We start from the raw sequence: 21027 nt of genomic DNA on the forward strand, positions 1-21027 counted from the left end.
AATCGGCCTTCCTGCTTCTGCCGATGCGGAAGTTTCATGAACCTGCTGCGAGACCTCCATGCCTGCCACCTACGCTTACCGCCTGCTCAACGTCTTCGCCGAATCCACCTTCGGCGGCAATCCCCTGTGCGTGTTCGAGGATGCACGCGGCCTGGATGAGGCCACCATGCTGGCGCTGGCCCTGCAATTCAATCTCTCGGAAACCACCTTCATCCTGCCCTCGGCGGTGGCCGATGCGCGGGTGCGCATCTTCACCACCGGCTACGAGATGCCCTTCGCGGGCCATCCCACGCTGGGCACGGCGCAGGTGGTGCGTGATCTGCTGGGAACGGGTGACGCGCTGCGCCTGGAGTTCAAGGCCGGCGTGGTCCCGGTGCATGCCCAAGGGGATGTCTGGACCTTCACTGCCCCCTGCCCCGGCGGCCCGCGCACCGCGCCATCGCCGCTTTCGCGTGCCGAAGTGGCCGCCCTGCTGGCGCTGGAGGAAAGCGACCTGGCAGCCGATCCGGTCTGGGTCGATACCGGGGCCGACCAGTTCCTGATCCCCCTGCGTTCGCCCGCAGCGGTGCGCCGTGCCCGGCCCGACAGCGGGCTGCTGGAGCGCTGGCCGGTGAGCAGTCTGGGACGCAAGACGGCCTATGTGTTCGCCTTCGATGAAGACGCACCAGGCCAGGTGCTGGCCCGCTATTTCTTCACCAAGCAAGGCGGCGGAGTGGCCGAAGATCCGGGCACCGGCTCGGCCTGCGCCAATCTGGGCGGCTGGCTCATTGCCACCGGTGCCACCCTGCCCGCCCACTACGCCATCGAGCAGGGCGCGGCGGTCGATCGACCCTCGCGGCTGCGCCTGACCGTCAATGCGGATGGGGCAATCCAGGTCGGCGGACGCGTCATCGAGATCGGACGCGGCACGGTCACCATCGATCCGGCCGGACAGACCATGCTGGCCTGAGCGGGCCGCTCAGCGTGTGAGGCCGCCCTCCTGCGTGAGCGGAAAGATCAGCGCATGCAGCCAGTCCATGAACTCCGCCAGCCGTGCCGGTACATGGCGCCGACTGGCATAGAGCAGGTTGATGGGCATGGGCGCCGGACGATATTGCGGCAACACTTCCACCAGCTTGCCGCCGTCGAGCATCTTGCGTTTCTGCGCGCCCACCAGCGGCAGCTGGATCAGGCCCAGGCCGGCCTGGCAAGCGGCGTAATAGGTCTCCGTACTGTTGACCGTGACGCTGCCGGCCATGGGCAGCGTACGGGTCTGGGTGCCGTCGAACCACTCCCATCCCGGTGAACGTCCGCCCAGCACCTGGCGGTAGTGCACCAGCTGGTGATGGGCCAGATCCTCCAGGGTGCGCGGTGTGCCGTGCCGTTTCAGGTAGGCCGCGCTGGCGCAGTTGATCTGCACCAGATGGCCGATGGGCCGCGCCACCAGCGAGGAATCGTCCAGCGTGCCGGTACGCAGCACGCAATCAAATCCTTCAGCCACCAGATCGACACGACGGTCGCTGGCTGACAGCTCGATCTCCAGTTGCGGATGCTGCGCCAAAAAAGTCGGCAAGGCCGGCAGCACCACTTCACGCGCCATGGCACTGGACATGTCGACCCGCAGCTTGCCGCTCAAGGGCTGCCCGCCCGCGCGGAACATGCCGCGCAGGGATTCGAATTCATCCAGCAACTCCTGGCTGCGCCGGTAGAAGGCTTCGCCATCGGCGGTCAGCTGCACGCGCCGCGTGGTGCGCTGGAGCAGGCGCGTGCCCAGCATCTGTTCCAGCTGCTGCACCGCCAGCGAGACGCTGGCATTGGGCAGGCCGAGCTGGCGCGCCGCACCGCTGAAACTGGCCAGTTCGGCCACGCGCTGGAAGATCTTGAGGGTGTCCAACTGGTTCATGTGCCCGCCTGATTATTATTCAATTCTGAAAAGTCTAATAGTAAAACCGAAATTTATTCTGAAATTTCTTCTCAATATACTGGGCTCCGTGGTCTTGCAACATCCCCTGCATTGCTTTCCTCAACGACTTCAGGAGCCTCACATGAACGCAGCAACCGCTTCCAGCAACACTATTCCCCGCATCGCCCTGATCACCGGCGGCAGTCGCGGCCTGGGCAAGAACGCCGCCCTGCACCTGGCCCGCGAAGGCGTGGGTATTCTCCTGACGTATGTCGGCAACCGTACTGCTGCCGATGCCGCGGTGTCAGAAATCGAAGCCCTGGGTGTACCGGCGGTGGCCCTGCAACTGGACTTGGCCGACAGCGCAAGTGTGCCGGCCTTCGCACAACAAGTGTCCGATGCACTGTACCGGGTGTGGCAGGTCCGCCAATTCAACTATCTGGTCAACAACGGCGGCATGGGCATCTATGGCCCGATCGCCGAGACCAGCGAAGCGGACTTCGATGCGCTCTACAAGGTGCATCTCAAGGGGCCGTTCTTCCTGACCCAGGCGCTGCTGCCGCTGCTGGCCGATGGTGGCCGCATCATCAACATTTCCAGCGGGCTGGCCCGCTTCACCCTGCCGGGCTATGCGGCCTATGCCGCCATGAAGGGCGGCGTGGAAGTGATGACGCGCTACATGGCCAAGGAATTCGGCGCGCGTGGCATCGCCGTCAACACCGTGGCACCGGGCGCCATCGAGACCGATTTCGGCGGTGGCCGCGTACGTGACAATGCCGAACTGAACGCTTTCATCGCCGGCCAGACCGCGCTGGGCCGGGTCGGCGTGCCGGATGACATCGGTGCGGCAATCGCTTCGCTGCTGCGCGAGAACAATGGCTGGATCAACGCCCAGCGCGTAGAGGTCTCGGGCGGCATGTTCATCTGAACGGAACAACGCTTCAAGCGATGTCCCTGTCATCCCGACATCAGACATCGTGATCTCCCGATCTCCCGAAATCCTCACAGACAGACCGGTGTTTCCATGGCGGAAACTCCGGTTTTTTTGTGCATGACACCCCGCTTTCCTGTCAGCTCATCCATGCCTTTCTGCACTCCCGTGCACATGGCGCGCGGCCGCATCCAGCCTGCCGCAGCAGCGGCGGATGCATTCTGTTGCGCAATGGAATCTGCTCGGGTAACATCGCTCGGCATTTGGTGCAGTGCCGTTTCTGCTGGCGTCTCCAGCATGTCAGCAGAGCTGGTGATCACACCACCGTCTCCACGGACGGCAGAGTCAAAACTACAGGACAGGGCACCGCTCTCATGCGGTGATTTCAGGGAAGGACGACACGGCAGTGCGTCGGGCGCGAGATCGCGAAGTTCGCGCCACGCTCGTATTGCTTCGTCCATAGGGTGGCGTCTACATAGGGGGCAGTATTTTCAGTCGACTCTTTCGCAATCGCGCAGTGCGTGCCTGTGCGAATGTGGCCACACTTTTCACTGCCCTGCTGGCTTGTTCCCCTTCCCACGCTGCCGGTCCCGATTGCTCGCGTCCCTATACGCTGGCGCTGCACGATCACGGCCTGCTCTACTCGGCCGCTACCGATACCGGCATCGACAAGGATTTCGCCGACGAGCTGATCCGCCGCAGCGGCTGCAAGGTCAATGTCAGTCTGATGTCGCGTGCGCGCATCTGGCAACTGATCGAATCGGGGGCACTCGATTTCAGCCTGTCCGGCATTACCAATCCGGAACGCGACAAGTTCGCCGCCTTCGCCTGGTACTTCAGCAACAAGTACTACCTGCTGGTGCGCAAGGATGCCGGCATCACTCAGTTGGCCGACGTCGCGCGCAATGATCGTTTCCAGATCGGCGTCATCCGCGGCTTCCGCTACAGCAGCAATGCCAATCGCATGGTGGACCAGCTCACGGCTGCCAATCGCGTCACCCTGGCCGGTGGCCTGGAACCGCTTTATGAAGCGCTGCTGCAGAACCGCATCCAGGGCATGATCATGGAGCCCTTCGATTACCCGGTCGTGGAAGAGAAACGCATTCGCGAGGCCACCACCATCATCAGCTTCGAGGATCCTTCCGTACCGCACGGTCTGATCATGTCACGCAAGGCGCTTGCGCCGGCCGAGCTGGACAAGTGGCGCGCCCTGGTCAACGGCATGCTGGCAGACGGCACGGTGCTGCGCATCTTCCGCAAGTACTTCAATCCTGAACTGGCGGCAGCCATGGTCGAATTCCAGAGCAAGCCGTGAACTGGATACGCCAGATCCTGCTCCCCGTCATCATCCTGGCTACAGGATTGGGCGTCACCTGGACCGCATGGGACCACGAGCGCGAAGCCGCCGCCAAGGAAGTCCACACGCAGTTCGCCTCGGTGCTGCGCGAGACGGTCAGCCGCATCGAGCAGCGCATGGCGTCCTACGAACAGATGCTGCATGGGGTGCAGGGCCTGGTTTCTGCCACCGGCAACATCGACCGCAACCAGTTCCGCGATTACGTTGACGCGCTCAATCTGGACGCCAATTTCTCCGGCATCCAGGCCATCGCCATCGAGGAATGGGTACCGGCTGCGCAGCTCGACGCCCATCTGCTTCGCATGGCGCGCCAGGGGGTGGCCGATTACAAGATCCGTCCGAGCGGCAGCCGTACTGCCTATGCCCCGACCATCCTGCGCGAGCCCTATGTAGGCCGCAACCGCATCGCCTTCGGCAATGACCAGTGGGCCGATCCGGTGCGGCGCGCCGCCATGGAAAAGGCGCGCGACTCCGGCATGGCGACCATCTCCGGCAAGATTGAACTGAGTACGGAAGGGCCGGCAGCACCGGCCTTCATGATGTACCTGCCGCTGTACGAGCGCGGCAAACCGCAGTCCACCATTGCCGAGCGCCGCGCCAGCCTGATCGGCTGGGTACATGCCGTTTTTCGGATGAGCGACGTGATCGCCAGCCTGTATGGCGAAAACAGCCGCACCATTGCCTTCACTCTCTATGACGGCGTGACCCAGGAAACGCAAGCCCTGCTCTACCAATCGCCGCTGGCCAGCGGCCCGCTGCATCGCCCGCGCCTGCAGGCCGATGAATACCTGGTGGTGGCCAACCACAACTGGACGCTCTCCATGAGCACCACCGATGCCTTCACCGCCCAGTTCGGGCGCAATGCCGAGCAGCTCATCGCCGTCACCGGCATCGCCATGAGCGTTACGCTGGCGCTGCTGGCCTGGCTCATGATGTCCAGCCGCAAGCGCGCGGTACGCCTGGCGCAGAAGATGACCGTCGAGCTGCGCGCCAGCGAAGAGCAGTTCCGCGCCATCGCCGATTGCACCGTCAACTGGGAAGTCTGGTGGGGCCTGGATGGCCGTCCGCGCTGGATCAATCACGCGGTGCGCGACTACACCGGCTATACCGTGGAGGAATGCCTCTCCATGCCGGACTTCATCGGCAGCATCGTCCATCCGGATGACGAGCGCCGCATCCGCGCCGAACTGGCGCGCTGCATGGATGGCCAGAAGCGCGAAGACGTGGAATTCCGCTGCGTGCGCAAGGATGGCACGGTATTCTGGCTCTCGCTGTCGTCGGCCCCGATTGCCGATGCCCAGGGCAGCTTCACGGGCTTCCGTACCAGCGCGCGCGACATCACCGACCGCAAGCAGATTGAAGCCGAACTGCGCATCTCGGCGGTGGCCTTCGATTCGCGCGAAGGCATGCTCATCACCGACGCCAACAGCAAGATCCTGCGCGTGAACAAGGCCTTCACGGAGATCACCGGCTATACCGCCGAAGAAATCGTCGGCAAGCACCCCAACCTGCTGCGCTCGGACCGCCACGGCCCGGCCTTCTTCCAGGAGATGCGCGAGAGTGTCCGGCGCTTCGGCAAGTGGCAGGGCGAAATCTGGGACCGCCGCAAGAACGGCGAGGTCTACCCCGAATGGCTGACCATCTCCGCCGTCAAGAACAAGGACAACCAGGTCACCCACTACGTCAGCACGCATCACGACATCAGTGACCGCAAGCTGGCCGAGGAGCGCATCCGCGAACTGGCCTTCTTCGATGCTCTCACCCGCCTGCCCAACCGCACCCTGCTGCTGGACCGCCTCAAGCAGGCCATCGCGCTGTCGCTGCGCACGCGCACCTGCGGCGCCTTGCTGTTCATCGACCTGGATCACTTCAAGACGCTCAACGACACGGTCGGCCACGAAAAGGGCGACACCCTGTTGAAACAAGTGGCGCAGCGCCTGCTGGCCAACGTCCGTGAAAATGATACGGTGGCGCGCGTGGGTGGTGATGAATTCGTGGTGGTGCTGGAGGGGCTCAACGACACCCAGCAGGAAGCCGCGACCCAGACCCGCACCATCGGCGAGAAAATCCTGGCGGCACTGGGCCAAACCTACCAGCTCGACGAGGTGGAATACCGCACCACCGCCAGCATCGGCGCCACCGTCTTCCTGGGCCGTGCGGCCTCGGTGGATGAGCTCATGAAGCAGGCCGACCTGGCCATGTACAAGGCCAAGGAAACCGGCCGCAACGCACTGCGCTTCTTCGACCCCGCCATGCAGACCGCCGTGCTGGAACGCGCCACGCTGGAAGCCGGCCTGCGCAAGGCCATCGAGGGCAACCAGCTGCTGCTGCATTACCAGCCGCAGGTGGTCGAAGGCGGCCGCGTCACGGGTGCCGAAGTGCTGGTGCGCTGGCAGCATCCGCAGCGCGGCATGGTGCCACCGGGCGACTTCATTCCGCTGGCCGAAGAAACCGGGCTGATTCTGTCACTGGGCAACTGGGTGCTGGAGACCGCCTGCACGCAGCTGGCCACCTGGGCCAAGCGGCCGCGCATGGCCGAGCTCAGCATCGCCGTGAACGTCAGCGCGCCGCAATTGCGCGAGCATGATTTCGTGCAGACCGTACTGGACATCATCGACCGTACCGGTGCCAATCCGCGCCGCCTGAAACTGGAGCTGACCGAGAGCCTGCTGGTGGACAACGTCGAAGACATCATCCAGAAGATGTTTGCCTTGAAGGCTTACGGCGTGGAGTTTTCGCTGGATGACTTCGGTACCGGTTACTCCTCGCTGTCCTACCTCAAGCGGCTGCCGCTGAATCAGCTTAAAATCGACCAGTCTTTCGTGCGCGATGTCCTGATCGATCCCAACGACGCCTCGATAGCCAAGACCATCGTCAACCTGGCCCAGAGCCTGGGACTGGGGGTGATCGCCGAGGGCGTGGAAACCGATGCCCAGCGCTCCTTCCTGGCCGATGCCGGCTGCCATGCCTACCAGGGCTACTACTTCTGCCGGCCGGTGACGGTCGAGGCCTTCGAAAAATTCGCTCAGGACCGCGATCTCCACATATCCGTTGCCTAGGAGTCCGATCTCATGAGTCACGCTTTGTCCGCCTTCGCCATCAATCAAAAATGGCCGGCGCAACATCCCGACCGCATCCAGCTGTATTCGCTGCCCACGCCCAATGGCGTGAAGGTCTCGATCATGCTGGAAGAAACCGGCCTGCCCTACGAAGCCCACCTGGTCAGCTTCGAGACCAATGACCAGCTGTCGCCGGAATTCCTGTCGCTCAATCCGAACAACAAGATCCCCGCCATCATCGACCCCAACGGTCCCAATGGTGCGCCGCTGCCGCTGTTCGAATCGGGCGCCATCCTGCTCTATCTGGCCGAGAAGACCGGCCAGTTCCTGCCGGCCGATCCCGCTGCGCGCTATCAGGTGATCCAGTGGGTGATGTTCCAGATGGGCGGCGTCGGTCCGATGTTCGGCCAGCTCGGCTTCTTCCACCGCTTTGCCGGCAAGGAATACGAAGACAAGCGTCCGCGCGACCGCTACGTCAACGAATCCAAACGCCTGCTGGGCGTGATGGACAAGCGCCTGAGCCAGAGCCAGTGGCTGGCCGGCGATGCATATTCCATCGCCGATATCGCTACCTTCCCGTGGATCCGCAATCTGATCGGCTTCTACGAAGCGGCCGAGCTGGTCGGCTTCCAGGACTTCCCCCATGTGGCCCGTGCGCTGGAAGCTTTCGTGGCTCGTCCGGCCGTGGTGCGCGGTCTCAACATCCCGGCGCGCGGCTGACCGGATCTGCGTTGATGGCCAGGTCCGGAGCGCAGGGTGTAAATCGCTTTGCGCCACCGTGGCCTGCACGTTAACATGGCGTCCATTCCCGCGACCGCATCCTGTCTGCCATGACGAACCGCTTTCCGTCTCGCCCTTCTGATCGCGCCGGCCGCTTGCGCCGCCACTTGCTGGCAGCGCTGTGCGCACTGTGCGCACAGCCGCTGCTGGCCAGCCTGCCGGCACAGGCGATCGATCTATCCTTGAAGACGATCCGCGTCGGCAATCTGTCACGCGCCTATTTTTCCGAACGCAACGCCGTCGGTGAACCGCAGCCGCTGATCGTCGCACTGCACGCCAGCGGTTCCAGCGGCTCGCTGATGGCGCGCGCTACCGGACTGACCGAGATTGCCGAGGCGGCGGGCTACATGATCGTTTACCCCAACGGCACCGGGCTGGCCATCGACGCCCGTACCTGGAATTCCGGCGGATGCTGCGGTTACGCGCAGATGCACAAGGTGGATGATGTGGCCTTCCTGCGCGCCCTGATCGACAAGCTGGTCAAGGATGGGCTGGCCGATCCGCAGCGCATCTACCTGGTGGGCGTGTCCAATGGCGGCATGATGGCCTATCGCATGGCCGCCGAAGCGCCTGAACTGTTCAAGGCAGTGGCGGTGGTCAGCGCGGTGCTGGATGTGCCGCCCGAGGCCGTCAAAGCCCCCATGCCGCTGCTGCACATCCATGGCAGCGATGATCCCTTCATTCCCTTCCTGGGCGGCATCGGCAAGCAGGAAGTCTCGCAGTTGCCGCGCATCTCGGTGGCGCGCAGCATCGAAGCCTTCGTCAAGGCCGATGGTGCCAACCCGCGCCCGACCGTCGCCGATATTCCCGATACCGCCAACGATGGCACCACCATCCGCCAGTACACCTATGCCAGCAAGAGCGACCCGCAGGCCGTGGTGCTTTACGAGGTCAAGGGGGGCGGCCACGCCTGGCCGGGTGGCGTAGTGCCCATCGTCAATGGCGGCAAGTCTTCGCAGAACCTCGATACCTCGCGCACCGTCATCAACTTCTTCAATGCCCACGGCGGTGGCCGCCAGAACGAGCAGGTCGATGAAAACCTGCCACCGGGAGCAACGCCGCTGCCCGCCGCCGCGCCTGCGACGACGGTCACGCCGACGGGCGCTGCTCCGGCCAAGCCGCCCGTACCGGCTGCCCCGGCACCGACACGGCCCGGCATGAAGGGGCTGTCGCCCGGCTGATGCGCCATCACAGGTCAAATCGCACTATCATAGGCCCCAGCGTTCAACCCTCCCGCCAAGACAATGAAAAGACTCCTGACCAGCATCCTGATCGCCATCGTCCTGTATTTCCTGCTGCCGTGGATCGGCAAGCTGATTCCGCACTACCGCCTGGCGGTCATCTGCATTACGGCGGGCATCGTCTCCTTTGCGGTCTCGGCGCTGATGGAAAAGATCTGATCCCGTCCGCCTCAGCGCAACCCGCCAACGACAACGGCCGCAACGTCTTCACGTTGCGGCCGTTTCGTTTCATCACTTCAATTCAAATCAAAACCGGCGAGCTTCAGCACTCACCCTTGCGCGCATGGCCCGGCGGGCAGTCGCGCCCGCGTCCCGGACCACGGTGGTCGTCATCGCCATCATCATGACGCGGACCCCGTCCCGGCGGCGGACCACCGCGCCAGCCACCGCGATCCAGTTCCCAGCCGCGCGGTCCCTGGCGCCAGACCGGCTGCGCATAGACATAGCCGGGACGCTCGCGCACCCAGTGGCCTTCGCGCCAGATGTGGCGGTAGCCATCCCAATCCCAGAAGCCGGGCGCCCAGACATAGCCATGGCGCGGGGGTGGCAGCGGTTCAGCGCGCGGCGGCGGCGGTGCGCCGATGTTGATGTTCACGGAGACTTGCGCTTGGGCAACCGGCAGCACCGCGGCCGACGCGCCCAGCGCGATGAGGCTGGCGAATATTATTTTTTTCATCATATAAAACAGTCAGGGGGTGAAGAGGGTTGTATGACACACGGCCGGCCGATGCAGTTCCGGCCTTTACACCGGCCCGGCGGGTGCCCGTCAACCGCCCTTGGCGTTCTTGAACATGGTCTTGATGCCACGGATGGCCTGGCGGATGCGCGATTCATTCTCGATCAGGGCAAAGCGCACGTACTCGTCGCCATATTCACCAAAACCGATGCCGGGCGAGACGCAGACCTTGGCCTGTTCCAGCAGGATGCGCGAGAATTCGAGCGACCCGAACTGGCGATACGGTTCCGGGATGCGCGCCCAGATGTACATCGAGGCCTTGGGCACATCGACCATCCAGCCCGCCTCATGCAGGCCCTTGACCAGCACGTTGCGGCGTTTTTCGTAATTGGCGCGGATCTCCTCCACGCAGGACTGGTCGCCTTCCAGCGCCGCAATGGCTGCCACCTGCACCGGGGTGAAGCTGCCATAGTCGTGATAGCTCTTGATGCGCGCCAGCGCCGCCACCAGGCGCGCATTGCCGACCATGAAGCCGATGCGCCAGCCGGCCATGTTGTAGCTCTTGGAGAGCGTGAAGAATTCCACCGCGACCTCCCGCGCACCCGGCACCTGCATGATGGACGGCGCTTTCCAGCCATCGAAGGTGATGTCGGCATAGGCCAGGTCATGCACCACCAGGATCTGGTGTTCGCGCGCCAGCTTGACCACCCGCTCGAAGAATTCCAGTTCCACGCATTGCGCGGTCGGATTGGAGGGAAAGCCCAGGATCATCATCTTGGGCTTGGGATAGCTCTCCCGCACCGCGCGTTCGAGTTCATCGAAGAAATCCACGCCCGGGCTCATGCGCACCGAGCGAATGTTGGCACCGGCAATCACCGCACCATAGATGTGGATGGGGTAGCTGGGATTGGGCACCAGCACGGTATCGCCCTTGTCGAGGGTGGCCAGCATCAGGTGCGCCAGGCCTTCCTTGGAACCGATGGTGACGATGGCTTCGCTGTCGGGATCGAAGTCGACTTCGTAGCGGCTGCGATACCAGTGCGCAATCGCCCGGCGCAGACGCGGGATGCCCTTGGAGGAGGAATAACCGTGGGTATCGGGCCGCTGCGCCACTTCCACCAGTTTCTCGACGATGTGCGGCGGCGTGGGGCCATCGGGATTGCCCATCGACATGTCGATGATGTCCTCGCCCCGGCGGCGCGCGGCCATCTTGAGTTCGGCGGTGATGTTGAAGACGTAGGGTGGCAGGCGTTCGATGCGCGGGAAGCTGACCGGGAAGGCGTCTGGGGAAGTGGCAGGAGAAGAGGATACTGCAGGCGTGCGCGAGGGATCGCGCGAATCGGCGGATTGCGTCATGGGTGTCTTTCACGTAAGCGCCCGGAACCGTCCGAGCGACGTTGGAACCAATGTTCCGTTGCCGATTTTATGCGCGAAGCTTCACCTGCACAAGCACAAATCGCCCGGCATGTTAGATCCCCTGCAAGCTCCTTCACCTATTCGTATTTGCGGGCGTCCTCAATGACCTTGCCATCGTTGGGCAAAGTCCCCGGCGCCACCAGCAACACATCCCCTCGCAGCTTGGTCACCTCGCGCAGGCTACCGGCCAGCGCGCTGACATCAATGGCCGGATCTTCCGGGTCACCCACTTCGCAATGCAGGGTCATGATGTCATTGGCCATCTCGCCCGACACCACCAGCCGCGCCCGCAAGACATCGCCATGGCGGCGCAGTACGTCCGCCACCTGCGAGGGATGGACGAACATGCCGCGCACCTTGGTGGTCTGGTCGGCGCGCCCCATCCAGCCCTTGATGCGGGTATTGGTGCGCCCGCAGGGAGAAATGCCCTGCACCACCGCCGACAGATCCCCGGTCCCGAAGCGGATGAGCGGATAGTCGGGATTGAAGGACGTCACCACCACCTCGCCGACCTCGCCTTCGGCCACCGGATCGCCGGTGCCGGGCCGCACGATTTCCAGGATCAGCGATTCATCCAGCACCATGCCGGGATGCACCGCGCCCTCGCTCATGGTCTCGTAGGCGATGTTGCCGATGTCGGCCGATGCATACAGCTGCAGCACCTGCGGCACGCCGTGTTCATGGAACCAGCTGCGCAGCGAAGGCGGCAGCGCTTCGGCGCTGACCAGGGCGCGCTGCACGCTGCTGATATCGGCGCCCATCTCGCGCGCCTTCTCGATGATGATCTTCAGGAACGAGGGCGTGCCGACATAGGCATCGGGCTTTAGCGCCGCCATCGCATTGACCTGCAATTCGGTCTGTCCGATGCCCGCCGGGATCACCGCACAGCCCAGCCGCGCCGCCGCGCCCTCGACCATGAAGGCCGCCGGCGTGAAGTGATAGGCGAAGCAGTTCTGCAGGATGTGCCCGCCCTGCAATCCCAGCGCCTTCATGGGACTGGCAAAACGCCACCAGTCCGCCCCCTGCCCCTCGGGATCGAAGATCGGGCCGGGCGACACGAAGAGCCGCCGCAACTGCCGCGCCGGGGTCGTGTTCAGACCGCCGAAGGGGCTCTCGCGGGTCTGCAGTTCCTTGAGGTCGGACTTGCGCGTCACCGGCAGTTGCGCCAGCGCCGCGCGCGAGGTGATCGCCGCCGCGTCCACGCCAGCGAGGATGCGCGCCCAGCCCGGCGCACTTTGCGCGCGCGCCACCAGTTGCGGCAAGGCGCGCATGAGTGCTTGCTCGCGCTGCTGCGGATCGCGCCGCTCCAGCGCATCCAGTTCGGCCAGTACCTGTGTCGGATCGGACATGATGCCCTCCCCTTACGCCAGCCAGCGCTTGCGGCGGCGATAGAACTTCATGTCGCGGAAATTCTTGCGGCCGCCACCGGAGACGCCCAGATAAAATTCCTTCACATCTTCGTTATCGGCCAGTTCACTGGCCGCACCTTCCATCACCACACGGCCGTTTTCGAGGATGTAGCCGAAGTCGGCATAGCGCAGTGCCACCATGGTGTTCTGCTCGGCCAGCAGGAAGGAGACTTTCTCCTTGCTGTTCAAATCCTTGACGATCTCGAAGATCTCTTCGACGATCTGCGGCGCCAGCCCCATCGAGGGTTCATCCAGCAGGATCATGGAAGGCTTGGCCATCATGGCGCGGCCAATGGCCGTCATCTGCTGCTCGCCGCCCGAGGTATAGCCGGACTGCGATTTGCGGCGCACCTTCAGGCGCGGGAAATAATCGTAAATCTTTTCCAGTTCGTGCTTCACTTCGGCGTTGCTGATGCCACGCGTGTAGGCACCGGTCAGCAGGTTCTCTTCCACCGTCAGGTGACCGAAGCAATGCCGTCCTTCCATCACCTGGATCACCCCGCGCTTGACCAGGTCATTGGGCGTCATGCGGTCCACGCGCTCGCCCCGGAACTCGATGCTGCCCTTGGTGACGTCGCCACGCTCGGCGTGCAGCAGGTTGGAGATGGCCTTCAGGGTGGTGCTCTTGCCGGCGCCGTTGGCCCCGAGCAGCGCCACGATCTTGCCTTCCGGCACGTCCAGCGAGACGCCCTTCAGGACCAGGATCACGTGGTCATAGATCACTTCGATGTTGTTGATGGCCAGCGCCTTGGCCACCGCTGCCGTAGCGGCGGAAGGCGCGGCACTGGTCTGGATCGGTGTGGCATTCATGGTCGTTCGCATTCCCAAAAAAGCACCGGCGGCCGTGGGAGACGTGCAGAGCCGCCGGCGCAAGCGCCTACTTCATGCAGGCAGGAGTGATGCCTTTTTCTTTTGCGTATTTCGCGGCCGAGGCCTTGAAGAGCGGGTGGATCAGGTTCTTGTTGCCCTCGATCCAGTCCGACACCAGCACCCACTTCGTGCCATCCCATTGCTGGATCTTGACCTTGCCCGAGCCCTCATGGTTGTCGCACGAGGTCTTGATTTCAGGCAGCAGGCCGGTCGCCCCCAGGGCCTTCAGACGGGCATCGGTGATGTTGAGGTTTTCGAAGCCCCAGCGCACCTGCTCGCCGCTCATGACCTTGCCCTTGCCGTATTTGTCCTGGGCCGTACGCACCGCTTCCACGGTGGCAATGGCCGCCGAGACGCCCCGGTTGTAGAGGATGGAGCCGAGCTTGTTCTTGTCCTGCATGTTGCCCTTGCCCGCGCCATAGACCACCTTGTCGATGTCGGCAATCACGGGGACATCCTTGCCGGCCACGTTCCAGGTGGCCGACAGGTAGCCCTTGGCGGCGTCACCGGCGGGGATGGTGTCTTCTTCCGAACCGGCCCACCAGGAACCGACGATCTTGTCACGCGGATAGCCGACCTTCTGCGCGGCCTTCAGTGCGGTCTGGTTCATCACGCCCCAGCCCCAGAAGATCACGTAGTCCGGGTTCTCCTGGCGGATGCGCAGCCACTGTGCGCCCTGCTCGTTGCCGGGGTGGGCCACCGGGATTTCCACCAACTTGAACTTGCCGATGGAGGACTCCGCCTGCAGCGCCACGATGGGTTCCTTGCCATAGGCCGAGTCGTGATACAGGAACACGATCTTCTTGCCCGCCAGCGAACCATTGTTCTTGCCGGCCAGGTATTTCACGATGGCCGAGACCTGCATCTGGTAGGTGGTCACCAGCGGGAAGGCATACGGGAACACCGAGCCATCCACCGCATCGGTACGGCCGTAGCCGATCATCACCAGGGGTACCTTGTCCTCGGCGGTCTTGTCGATGAGCGCATAGGAGATGCCGGTGGCCATGGGGTTGATGGCGGTGCCGTGCGTGACCTGGTTCTTGTTCTTCATGCGCTCGTAGCACTCCACGCCCTTGGCGTTGTTGTACTCGGTCTCGCACTCTTCCCAAGATAGTTTGACGCCGTTGACGCCGCCTTCCTTGAGGTTGATGTAGTTGAGGTAATCGACATAGCCGCCGTAATACGACTGGCCATTGGTGCCATACGGCCCGACCCGGTAGCTGGGGATGGCGATGAACTGGTCGCTGGCCTGCGCCAGGGCCGGCGCCGCCGGAGCCAGCAGGCTGGCGGCGCAGGCGGTGGCCAGCAGCCACTGCCGCAGATGCTTCATGGTTTTCATGGTCTCGTCTCCTTGTTGTTGTCGTTGCCGACTTTGATCGGAGACCGGTGTTCCGGTCTCCGCCTACCTCAATCCGGTCCTTGCGGCGCTCAGTGCGGGAACGGCCACAAGCGCAGTTTTTCCTTGGCGATCTGCCACAGCCGCGCCAGCCCGTGCGGCTCGGCGATCAGGAAGAAGATGATCAGGGCACCGAAGACCATCATCTGGATATGCGAGACCGTCGCGTTGGTGAACGGCAGGTGCAACAGAGACGCCAGCGGCGGCAATGCGTTGTCCAGGAAGATCGGCAGCAGCAGGATGAAGGCCGAGCCCAGGAAGGAACCGAGGATGCTGCCCACGCCGCCGATGATGATCATGAAGAGGATGCGGAAAGACAGGTCCAGCGAGAAACCGTCCGGCTCCACCGAGCCCAGGTAGCAGAAGGCATACAGGGCACCGGCCACGCCGCAATAGAAGGAGCTCACGGCAAAGGCGGTCAGCTTGGTGCGCATGAGCGGGATGCCGATCACTTCGGCCGCTACGTCCATGTCGCGCACGGCCATCCAGGCGCGTCCCGTGGAGGAGCGCACCAGGTTCTTGGCCACCAGCGCCAGCACACTCACCACGGCCAGCACGAAGAGGTATTTGCGCACCGGAGTATCGATGGCGATGCCGAAGAAATCGATCTTGGGCGTGCTGATCACGCCGGATGAAGAATTGTTGGAGAACCAGGGAAACTTGGTCAGCGCCCACACCACGAAGAATTGCGCCGCCAGCGTGGCCACGGCCAGGTAGAAGCCCTTGATGCGCAGCGAGGGCAGCCCGAAGAGCACGCCCACCATGGCCGCACAGGCCCCCGAGAGCAGCAGCGTGGCGACGATGGGAATGCCCTCCACCCGCAACTGGAAGTTGTAGGCCGCATAGGCGCCCACGGCCATGAAGGCCGCCGACCCCAGCGAGAGCTGGCCGGCGTAACCGGTCAGCACGTTCAGGCCCAGTGCGGCCAGCGCAAACACCAGGAACGGCACCAGGATGGCCGAGAACCAGTATTCACTGCCCAGCAGCGGCACGCCCACGAAGGCGAACACCATGAAGAGCGTGAAGATGATGCGATCCTGGCGGATCGGGAAGATCTGGCTGTCGGCGATGTAGCTTGTCTTGAATTGTCCTGCTTCACGGTACAGCATTGCGTTCTCCTTGTTCCTGCATGGCACCTGTGGCGACATATCGCCAACATTGGAATGAGCACATTGTCATACTCGGTCGATATGGCGCTCGCCAAACAACCCTTCCGGCCGCACCAGCAGGAACAGCAGCGCGAACACGTAAGGGAACCAGCCTTCGATGCCACCGAAGTTGCCGCCGAAGGCATCCTGCATGACCGGCGGGATATAGATCTCGGCCAGTTTCTCGGAAGCGCCGATGATGAGCCCGCCCACGATCGCCCCGGGAATCGAGGTGAAGCCGCCGAGGATCAGCACCGGCAGTGCCTTCAGGGCCGTCATGGTCAGCGCGAACTGCACGCCATTGCGCGAACCCCACAGCAGGCCCGCAATCAGCGCCACGAAACCGGCCACGCCCCACACCACGGCCCAGATGTGCTGCAGCGGGATGCCCAGCGACAGCGCCGCCTGGTGATCGTCGGCCACCGCACGCAGGGCGCGGCCGACCTTGGTCTTCTGGAAGAACAGCGCCAGTGCCGCCACCAGCGCCACCACCATGCCGGAGGCGAAGAGGTCGAACTTGGAAATGCCGATGCCGATGCTGTCCATCACCGACTGGATCGGTTCATCGACGATGCCCAGGTCGATGGGCCGCACTTCGCTGCCGAACAGCAAGGGGCCCAGACCTTCGAGGAAGAAGGTCAGGCCGATGGTGGCCATGAAGAGCGTGATCGGCGGCTGGTTGACCAGCTTGCGCAAGACGAAGCGCTCGGTGGCCAGGCCCACCAGGATCATCACCACGAAGGCGCCGATGATGGCCGCCCACATCGGCATGCCCTTCTCCATCAGGCCCACCACCGCCAGCGCGGCGAAATACACCATCGCGCCCTGGGCGAAATTGAAGACGCCGGAGGCCTTGTAGATCAGTACGAAACCCAGCGCCACCAGGGAATACATCAACCCCGAGAGCAAACCGCTCAGGGTGACTTCGAGGAAGAATTGCATGTCGTCTCCTTGCCTGCCATGTCCATATTGTTTTTATTGTTTATATTGTTTTCACATTCAGTGGGAAGTGCCGAGATAGGCCTTGATGACTTCCGGATTGCTCATCACCTCATCGGGCGTGCCGTCGCCGATCTTCTTGCCGTAGTCCAGCACCACGACGCGGTCGGAGATATCCATGACCACACCCATGTCGTGTTCGATCAGCACGATGGTGGTGCCGAACTGGTCGTTGACGTCGAGGATGAAGCGGCACATATCCTGTTTTTCTTCCACATTCATGCCGGCCATGGGTTCGTCCAGCAGCAGCATGTGCGGCTCGGCCGCCAGGGCGCGCGCCAGTTCCACGCGCTTTTGCAGGCCGTACGGCAGGCGTCCCACCGGGGTTTTGCGGATGTGCTGAATTTCAAGGAAATCGATCACTTCTTCGACTTTCCGCCGATGCTCGATTTCTTCGTTGCGGGCCGCGCCCCACCACAGCGCATTGGAAAACAGGCCCGAGCGCATCTTGGTGTTGCGGCCGGTCATGATGTTGTCCAGCACGGTCATGCCTTTGAAGAGCGCGATGTTCTGGAAGGTACGAGCAATGCCCTGGCGCGCGATGCTGCTGGGATGCATGCCCAGGCGCGGCTGGCCGCGATAGAGGATGCTGCCCTTCTGCGGATGGTAGACGCCGTTGATGACGTTGATCATCGAGCTCTTGCCGGCGCCGTTGGGTCCGATGATGGCGCGGATCTCATGCTCGCGCACATCGAAGGAAATATCGGTGAGCGCCTTCACCCCGCCGAAGGACAGCGAAATGTTCTGCAGGTCGAGGATGACCTCGCCGATGCGGCGGCCATTGGCGGCCACCGACGGGGCTTCGTCATCGGGGCTGGTCACGGGCGGCAGTCCCGCGGGCAGGATTTCGGAAGACAGGTGTCGTTTCATGGTCGGATTCATTCAGCAGTGGTCTGGTCGGGCTACGCTGCAAGCCGGAGGCATCGAGGCCGCCGGGACGGGACTGCGTGCTGCTCAGGCGGCGCTTTGCAGCGTCTTGAAGGTCTTGGCGTCGGCAATCCTGAGGTCGGCCGAGATCATGCCCTGGCGGCCATCCTCGAACTTGACCTGGGTCTCGATGTACTGCGACGCATGGCCCGCATAGAGCGCCTCGATCAGGACCGCATACTTGTCCGCGATGAAGCCGCGCCGGACCTTGCGGGTGCGGGTCAGCTCCTCGTCATCGGGATCGAGTTCCTTGTGCAGGATCAGGAAGCGATGGATCTGCGAATCGGCCAACAGCGGATCGGCCACCAGGTCAGCATTGACCTTTTCCACGCATTCACGCACCAGGTCGTAGACCGCCGGATTGGCGGCCAGGTCGGTATAGCCGCTGTAGGGAAGATTGCGGCGCTCGGCCCAGTTGCCCACGGCATCCATGTCGATGTTGATGAAGGCCATGCATTGTTCGCGGCCATTGCCGAAGGTCACCGCTTCCTTGATGAAGGGGAAGAACTTCAGCTTGTTCTCGATGTACTTGGGCGCGAACATGCTGCCGCAGGCCATCTTGCCGACATCCTTGGCGCGGTCGATGATTTTCAGGTGGCCGTCGCTGTCGAAGAAACCTGCATCTCCCGTGTGGAAGTAGCCGTCCCGGTCGATGGCTTCGGCGGTGGCATCGGGCCGCTTGAAATATTCCTTCATCAGGCCCGGAGAGCGCACCAGTACCTCGCCATTGGCATCGATGCGCACTTCCACGCCCTTCATGGGGCGGCCCACGCTATCGAGCTTGACGTCGCCCGAGGGTTGCATGCACACCGTCACGCAGGTCTCGGTCATGCCATAGAGCTGCTTGAGGTTGATGCCCAGCGAACGATAGAAGTCGAACAGGTCCGGCCCGATGGCCTCGCCGCCGGTATAGGCCACGCGCAGGCGCGACATGCCGAGCACGTTCTTGAGCGGTCCATACACCAGCAGGTCGCCGATGGCGTATTGCAGGCGATCCACCAGCGACACGCCCGGCTTGCCATCGAGGATGCGCATGCCGACCCGGCGCGCCACCTTCATGAAACCATGGAACATCTTGCGCTTGATCCAGCCGGCGTCCTCAATGCGGATCATCACTTGCGTGAGGATGTTTTCGTACACGCGCGGAGGCGCAAAATAATACGTCGGGCCGATCTCGCGCAGGTCCGTCATCACCGTATTGGGCGACTCCGGGCAATTGAGACAGAAACCGGCCACGTGCTGCTGGGCGAAGGAGTACAGGAAGTCACCGACCCAGGCCAGCGGCAGGTAGCAGAGGATGTCGTCGCTCTCATCCAGATGATCGAACTCCACCAGCGTGGTGGCGGTGGTGATCATCGCGCGGTGCGAGTGGCACACGCCCTTGGGCTTGCCGGTGGTGCCGGAAGTGTAGAGGATGATGGCCACGTCATCGGGCGAACCCGCCGCCACCTCCTGCTCGAAGTAACCCGGATGCGCACGTTCGTAAGCGCGGCCCAGTTCCTGCACGCGGGCAAAGGACAGCAGCTCGGGCTGGTGGTAGTTGCGCATGCCGCGTTCGTCGTCATAGATGACGTGGGCGATGCGGGGCAGGTTTTCCTTGATCTCGAAGACCTTGTCGACCTGCTCCTGGTCTTCGGCCATGACGAAGTCGACGTTGGCGTCGGCCAGCACGTAGGCCATGTCGGCCGCAGGCGCATCCTGGTACAGCGGCACCGGCATGCCACCCAGCGCCTGGGCCGCGCTCATGGCCCAGTACAGGCGCGGGCAGTTGTTGCCGATGATGGCCAGGCTCATGCCGCGCTTGAATCCCAGCGCCGCCAGGCCGCAGGCGAAGCTGCGTACCTCGTCGGCCACCTGGCGCCAGGTCGTGGTCTGCCAGATGCCCAGGTCCTTCTCGCGGAAGGCCGCCCGTTCGGGCCGTCGTTGGGCATGCGCCAGCAGCAGCCGCGGAAAGGTCGCGGCTTCCTTGTCTTGTCTCGTCTCCACCATTTCCCACCTTCTTGTGCAGGTTCGAAAGATCCGTTTCCTTCATGGAATTGCATGAGGATACGAACCCGGTGTCGGATCAGTCTGTGCCGCCAGGCTTACGCTGCTCTTACTGCGGCAGTCATTGTGTCGGGCATGCCAGCTGTCCTGTCTCTATGATTGGCCAGACTTCTGCCTGGACCTTTTTTGCGATGATAGTAGAGGCAGTGGTTGCCAGTGGATGTCATCTCACCGACAATTGACAAAACTTTCGATATTGCGACGCATCATCATGGAGACATCAATTCGACGCATGCTGTCCAAGAGCATCTGGGCGCAGGCGCTGACCGAAGAACAGCTGGCCCGGGTGGAAGCCGAGGTGGTCAGCCGCAAGATCCCGGCCGGGGGCTACGTCTGCCGCAAGGGCGATCCGGTGGCGCACTGGATCGGAGTGCACGAGGGCTTGCTGAAGATGAGCAGCGTCTCGCCCGAAGGCAAGACCGTCTCCTTCGCCGGCATGGCCAACGGCGGCTGGCTGGGCGAAGGCTCGCTGCTCAAGGACGAACCGCGCAGGTATGACGTGGTGGCCCTGCGCGAAAGTGAACTGCTCTACATGCCCAAGGCCACCTATCTCTGGCTGCTGGACAACAGCATTCCCTTCAACCGCTTTCTCGTGACGCAATTGAACGAGCGCCTGGCGCTGTTCATTTCGCTGGTGGAATACGACCGCATGCTGGAGCCGGATGCCCGCGTGGCGCGCTGCCTGGCGGCGCTGTTCAATCCTTATCTGAATCCTGGCATCGGGCTGAACCTGCAGATCTCGCAGGAAGAAGTCGGCAACCTCTCCGGCACCTCGCGCCAGCGCGCCAACCAGGCCCTGCAGGTGCTGGAAAAGGCCGGCCTGCTGAAGGTGGACTACGGCAGCATCACCATCAATGACCTGGAAGGGCTGCGGCAATTTCCGGGATGAA

19 protein-coding genes are annotated in these 21027 nt (G+C 63.1%); 8 read left to right on the forward strand and 11 right to left on the reverse strand.

Annotation, left to right across the window (positions count from 1 at the left end; genetic code table 11):
- The first annotated feature begins 58 nt into the window (after positions 1–58).
- Positions 59–949 carry a PhzF family phenazine biosynthesis protein gene (locus J2X56_RS04405; RefSeq protein WP_310158461.1) on the forward strand — a complete coding sequence of 297 codons (891 nt, stop codon included), beginning with the start codon at positions 59–61 and terminating at the stop codon, positions 947–949.
- Positions 950–958: 9 nt separating this feature from the next.
- Here the strand turns inward: J2X56_RS04405 and J2X56_RS04410 are convergent, their stop codons facing one another.
- Positions 959–1882 carry a LysR family transcriptional regulator gene (locus tag J2X56_RS04410; protein WP_034331597.1) on the reverse strand — a complete coding sequence of 308 codons (924 nt, stop codon included), beginning with the start codon at positions 1880–1882 and terminating at the stop codon, positions 959–961.
- Positions 1883–2024: 142 nt separating this feature from the next.
- Here J2X56_RS04410 and J2X56_RS04415 point away from each other — a divergent pair, with 142 nt between their 5' ends.
- Positions 2025–2810 (forward strand): SDR family oxidoreductase, encoded by a 786-nt coding sequence (locus J2X56_RS04415; RefSeq protein ID WP_134136489.1) that lies wholly within the window; start codon positions 2025–2027, stop codon positions 2808–2810.
- Between the two features lie 74 nt (positions 2811–2884).
- On the opposite strand, the gene J2X56_RS04420 is transcribed toward J2X56_RS04415, so the two are convergent.
- Positions 2885–3133 (reverse strand): hypothetical protein, encoded by a 249-nt coding sequence (locus J2X56_RS04420; RefSeq protein ID WP_134136491.1) that lies wholly within the window; start codon positions 3131–3133, stop codon positions 2885–2887.
- Positions 3134–3348: 215 nt separating this feature from the next.
- On the opposite strand from J2X56_RS04420, the gene J2X56_RS04425 reads away from it, so the two are divergent.
- The 5 genes from J2X56_RS04425 (at position 3349) to J2X56_RS04445 (ending at position 9409) form a co-directional block, all read left to right on the forward strand.
- A complete protein-coding gene (locus J2X56_RS04425; protein ID WP_227022718.1) occupies positions 3349–4128 on the forward strand; it encodes an ABC transporter substrate-binding protein in 780 nt (259 codons plus the stop codon).
- Positions 4125–7229, forward strand: coding sequence for an EAL domain-containing protein (locus J2X56_RS04430; protein WP_310158467.1), 3105 nt, complete (start codon positions 4125–4127; stop codon positions 7227–7229). The genes J2X56_RS04425 and J2X56_RS04430 overlap by 4 nt, the downstream gene beginning before the upstream one ends.
- A gap of 12 nt (positions 7230–7241) precedes the next feature.
- Complete coding sequence (locus J2X56_RS04435; protein WP_039787184.1) at positions 7242–7949, forward strand: glutathione S-transferase N-terminal domain-containing protein; 708 nt, start codon at positions 7242–7244, stop codon at positions 7947–7949.
- Between the two features lie 110 nt (positions 7950–8059).
- Entirely contained in the window at positions 8060–9190 is a 1131-nt protein-coding gene (locus J2X56_RS04440; protein ID WP_409025202.1) for an alpha/beta hydrolase family esterase, read from the forward strand.
- Positions 9191–9253: 63 nt separating this feature from the next.
- Complete coding sequence (locus J2X56_RS04445; protein ID WP_166675069.1) at positions 9254–9409, forward strand: hypothetical protein; 156 nt, start codon at positions 9254–9256, stop codon at positions 9407–9409.
- Between the two features lie 103 nt (positions 9410–9512).
- Here J2X56_RS04445 and J2X56_RS04450 read toward each other — a convergent pair whose 3' ends face one another.
- The 9 genes from J2X56_RS04450 to J2X56_RS04490 form a co-directional block, all read right to left on the reverse strand.
- Entirely contained in the window at positions 9513–9926 is a 414-nt protein-coding gene (locus J2X56_RS04450; RefSeq protein WP_371925459.1) for a YXWGXW repeat-containing protein, read from the reverse strand.
- A 90-nt stretch (positions 9927–10016) separates the two neighbouring features.
- A complete protein-coding gene (alaC, locus tag J2X56_RS04455; RefSeq protein WP_034331604.1) occupies positions 10017–11282 on the reverse strand; it encodes an alanine transaminase in 1266 nt (421 codons plus the stop codon).
- 137 nt (positions 11283–11419) lie between these two features.
- Positions 11420–12691, reverse strand: a complete 1272-nt coding sequence (locus J2X56_RS04460; RefSeq protein WP_310158470.1) for an AMP-binding protein — start codon at positions 12689–12691, stop codon at positions 11420–11422.
- A 12-nt stretch (positions 12692–12703) separates the two neighbouring features.
- A complete protein-coding gene (locus J2X56_RS04465; protein WP_187697641.1) occupies positions 12704–13561 on the reverse strand; it encodes an ABC transporter ATP-binding protein in 858 nt (285 codons plus the stop codon).
- Between the two features lie 67 nt (positions 13562–13628).
- The gene (locus tag J2X56_RS04470) at positions 13629–14960 is read right to left on the reverse strand and encodes an ABC transporter substrate-binding protein (RefSeq protein WP_310158473.1); all 1332 of its coding nucleotides are present in this window, start codon (positions 14958–14960) and stop codon (positions 13629–13631) included.
- Positions 14961–15049: 89 nt separating this feature from the next.
- Positions 15050–16126, reverse strand: coding sequence for a branched-chain amino acid ABC transporter permease (locus J2X56_RS04475; protein ID WP_039787190.1), 1077 nt, complete (start codon positions 16124–16126; stop codon positions 15050–15052).
- Between the two features lie 66 nt (positions 16127–16192).
- Complete coding sequence (locus tag J2X56_RS04480) at positions 16193–17107, reverse strand: branched-chain amino acid ABC transporter permease (protein WP_013234543.1); 915 nt, start codon at positions 17105–17107, stop codon at positions 16193–16195.
- Between the two features lie 57 nt (positions 17108–17164).
- Positions 17165–18046, reverse strand: a complete 882-nt coding sequence (locus J2X56_RS04485; protein ID WP_310158475.1) for an ABC transporter ATP-binding protein — start codon at positions 18044–18046, stop codon at positions 17165–17167.
- A 72-nt stretch (positions 18047–18118) separates the two neighbouring features.
- Complete coding sequence (locus J2X56_RS04490; RefSeq protein WP_310158476.1) at positions 18119–20080, reverse strand: AMP-binding protein; 1962 nt, start codon at positions 20078–20080, stop codon at positions 18119–18121.
- Between the two features lie 268 nt (positions 20081–20348).
- Between J2X56_RS04490 and J2X56_RS04495 the strand changes: the two genes are divergently transcribed.
- Positions 20349–21026: a Crp/Fnr family transcriptional regulator gene (locus J2X56_RS04495; RefSeq protein WP_121045664.1), complete on the forward strand. Its 678-nt coding sequence runs from the start codon at positions 20349–20351 to the stop codon at positions 21024–21026.
- The last annotated feature ends 1 nt before the right edge of the window (position 21027 follow it).

Source organism: Herbaspirillum sp. 1173 (assembly GCF_031455335.1).
GTDB lineage: Bacteria > Pseudomonadota > Gammaproteobacteria > Burkholderiales > Burkholderiaceae_D > Herbaspirillum > Herbaspirillum huttiense.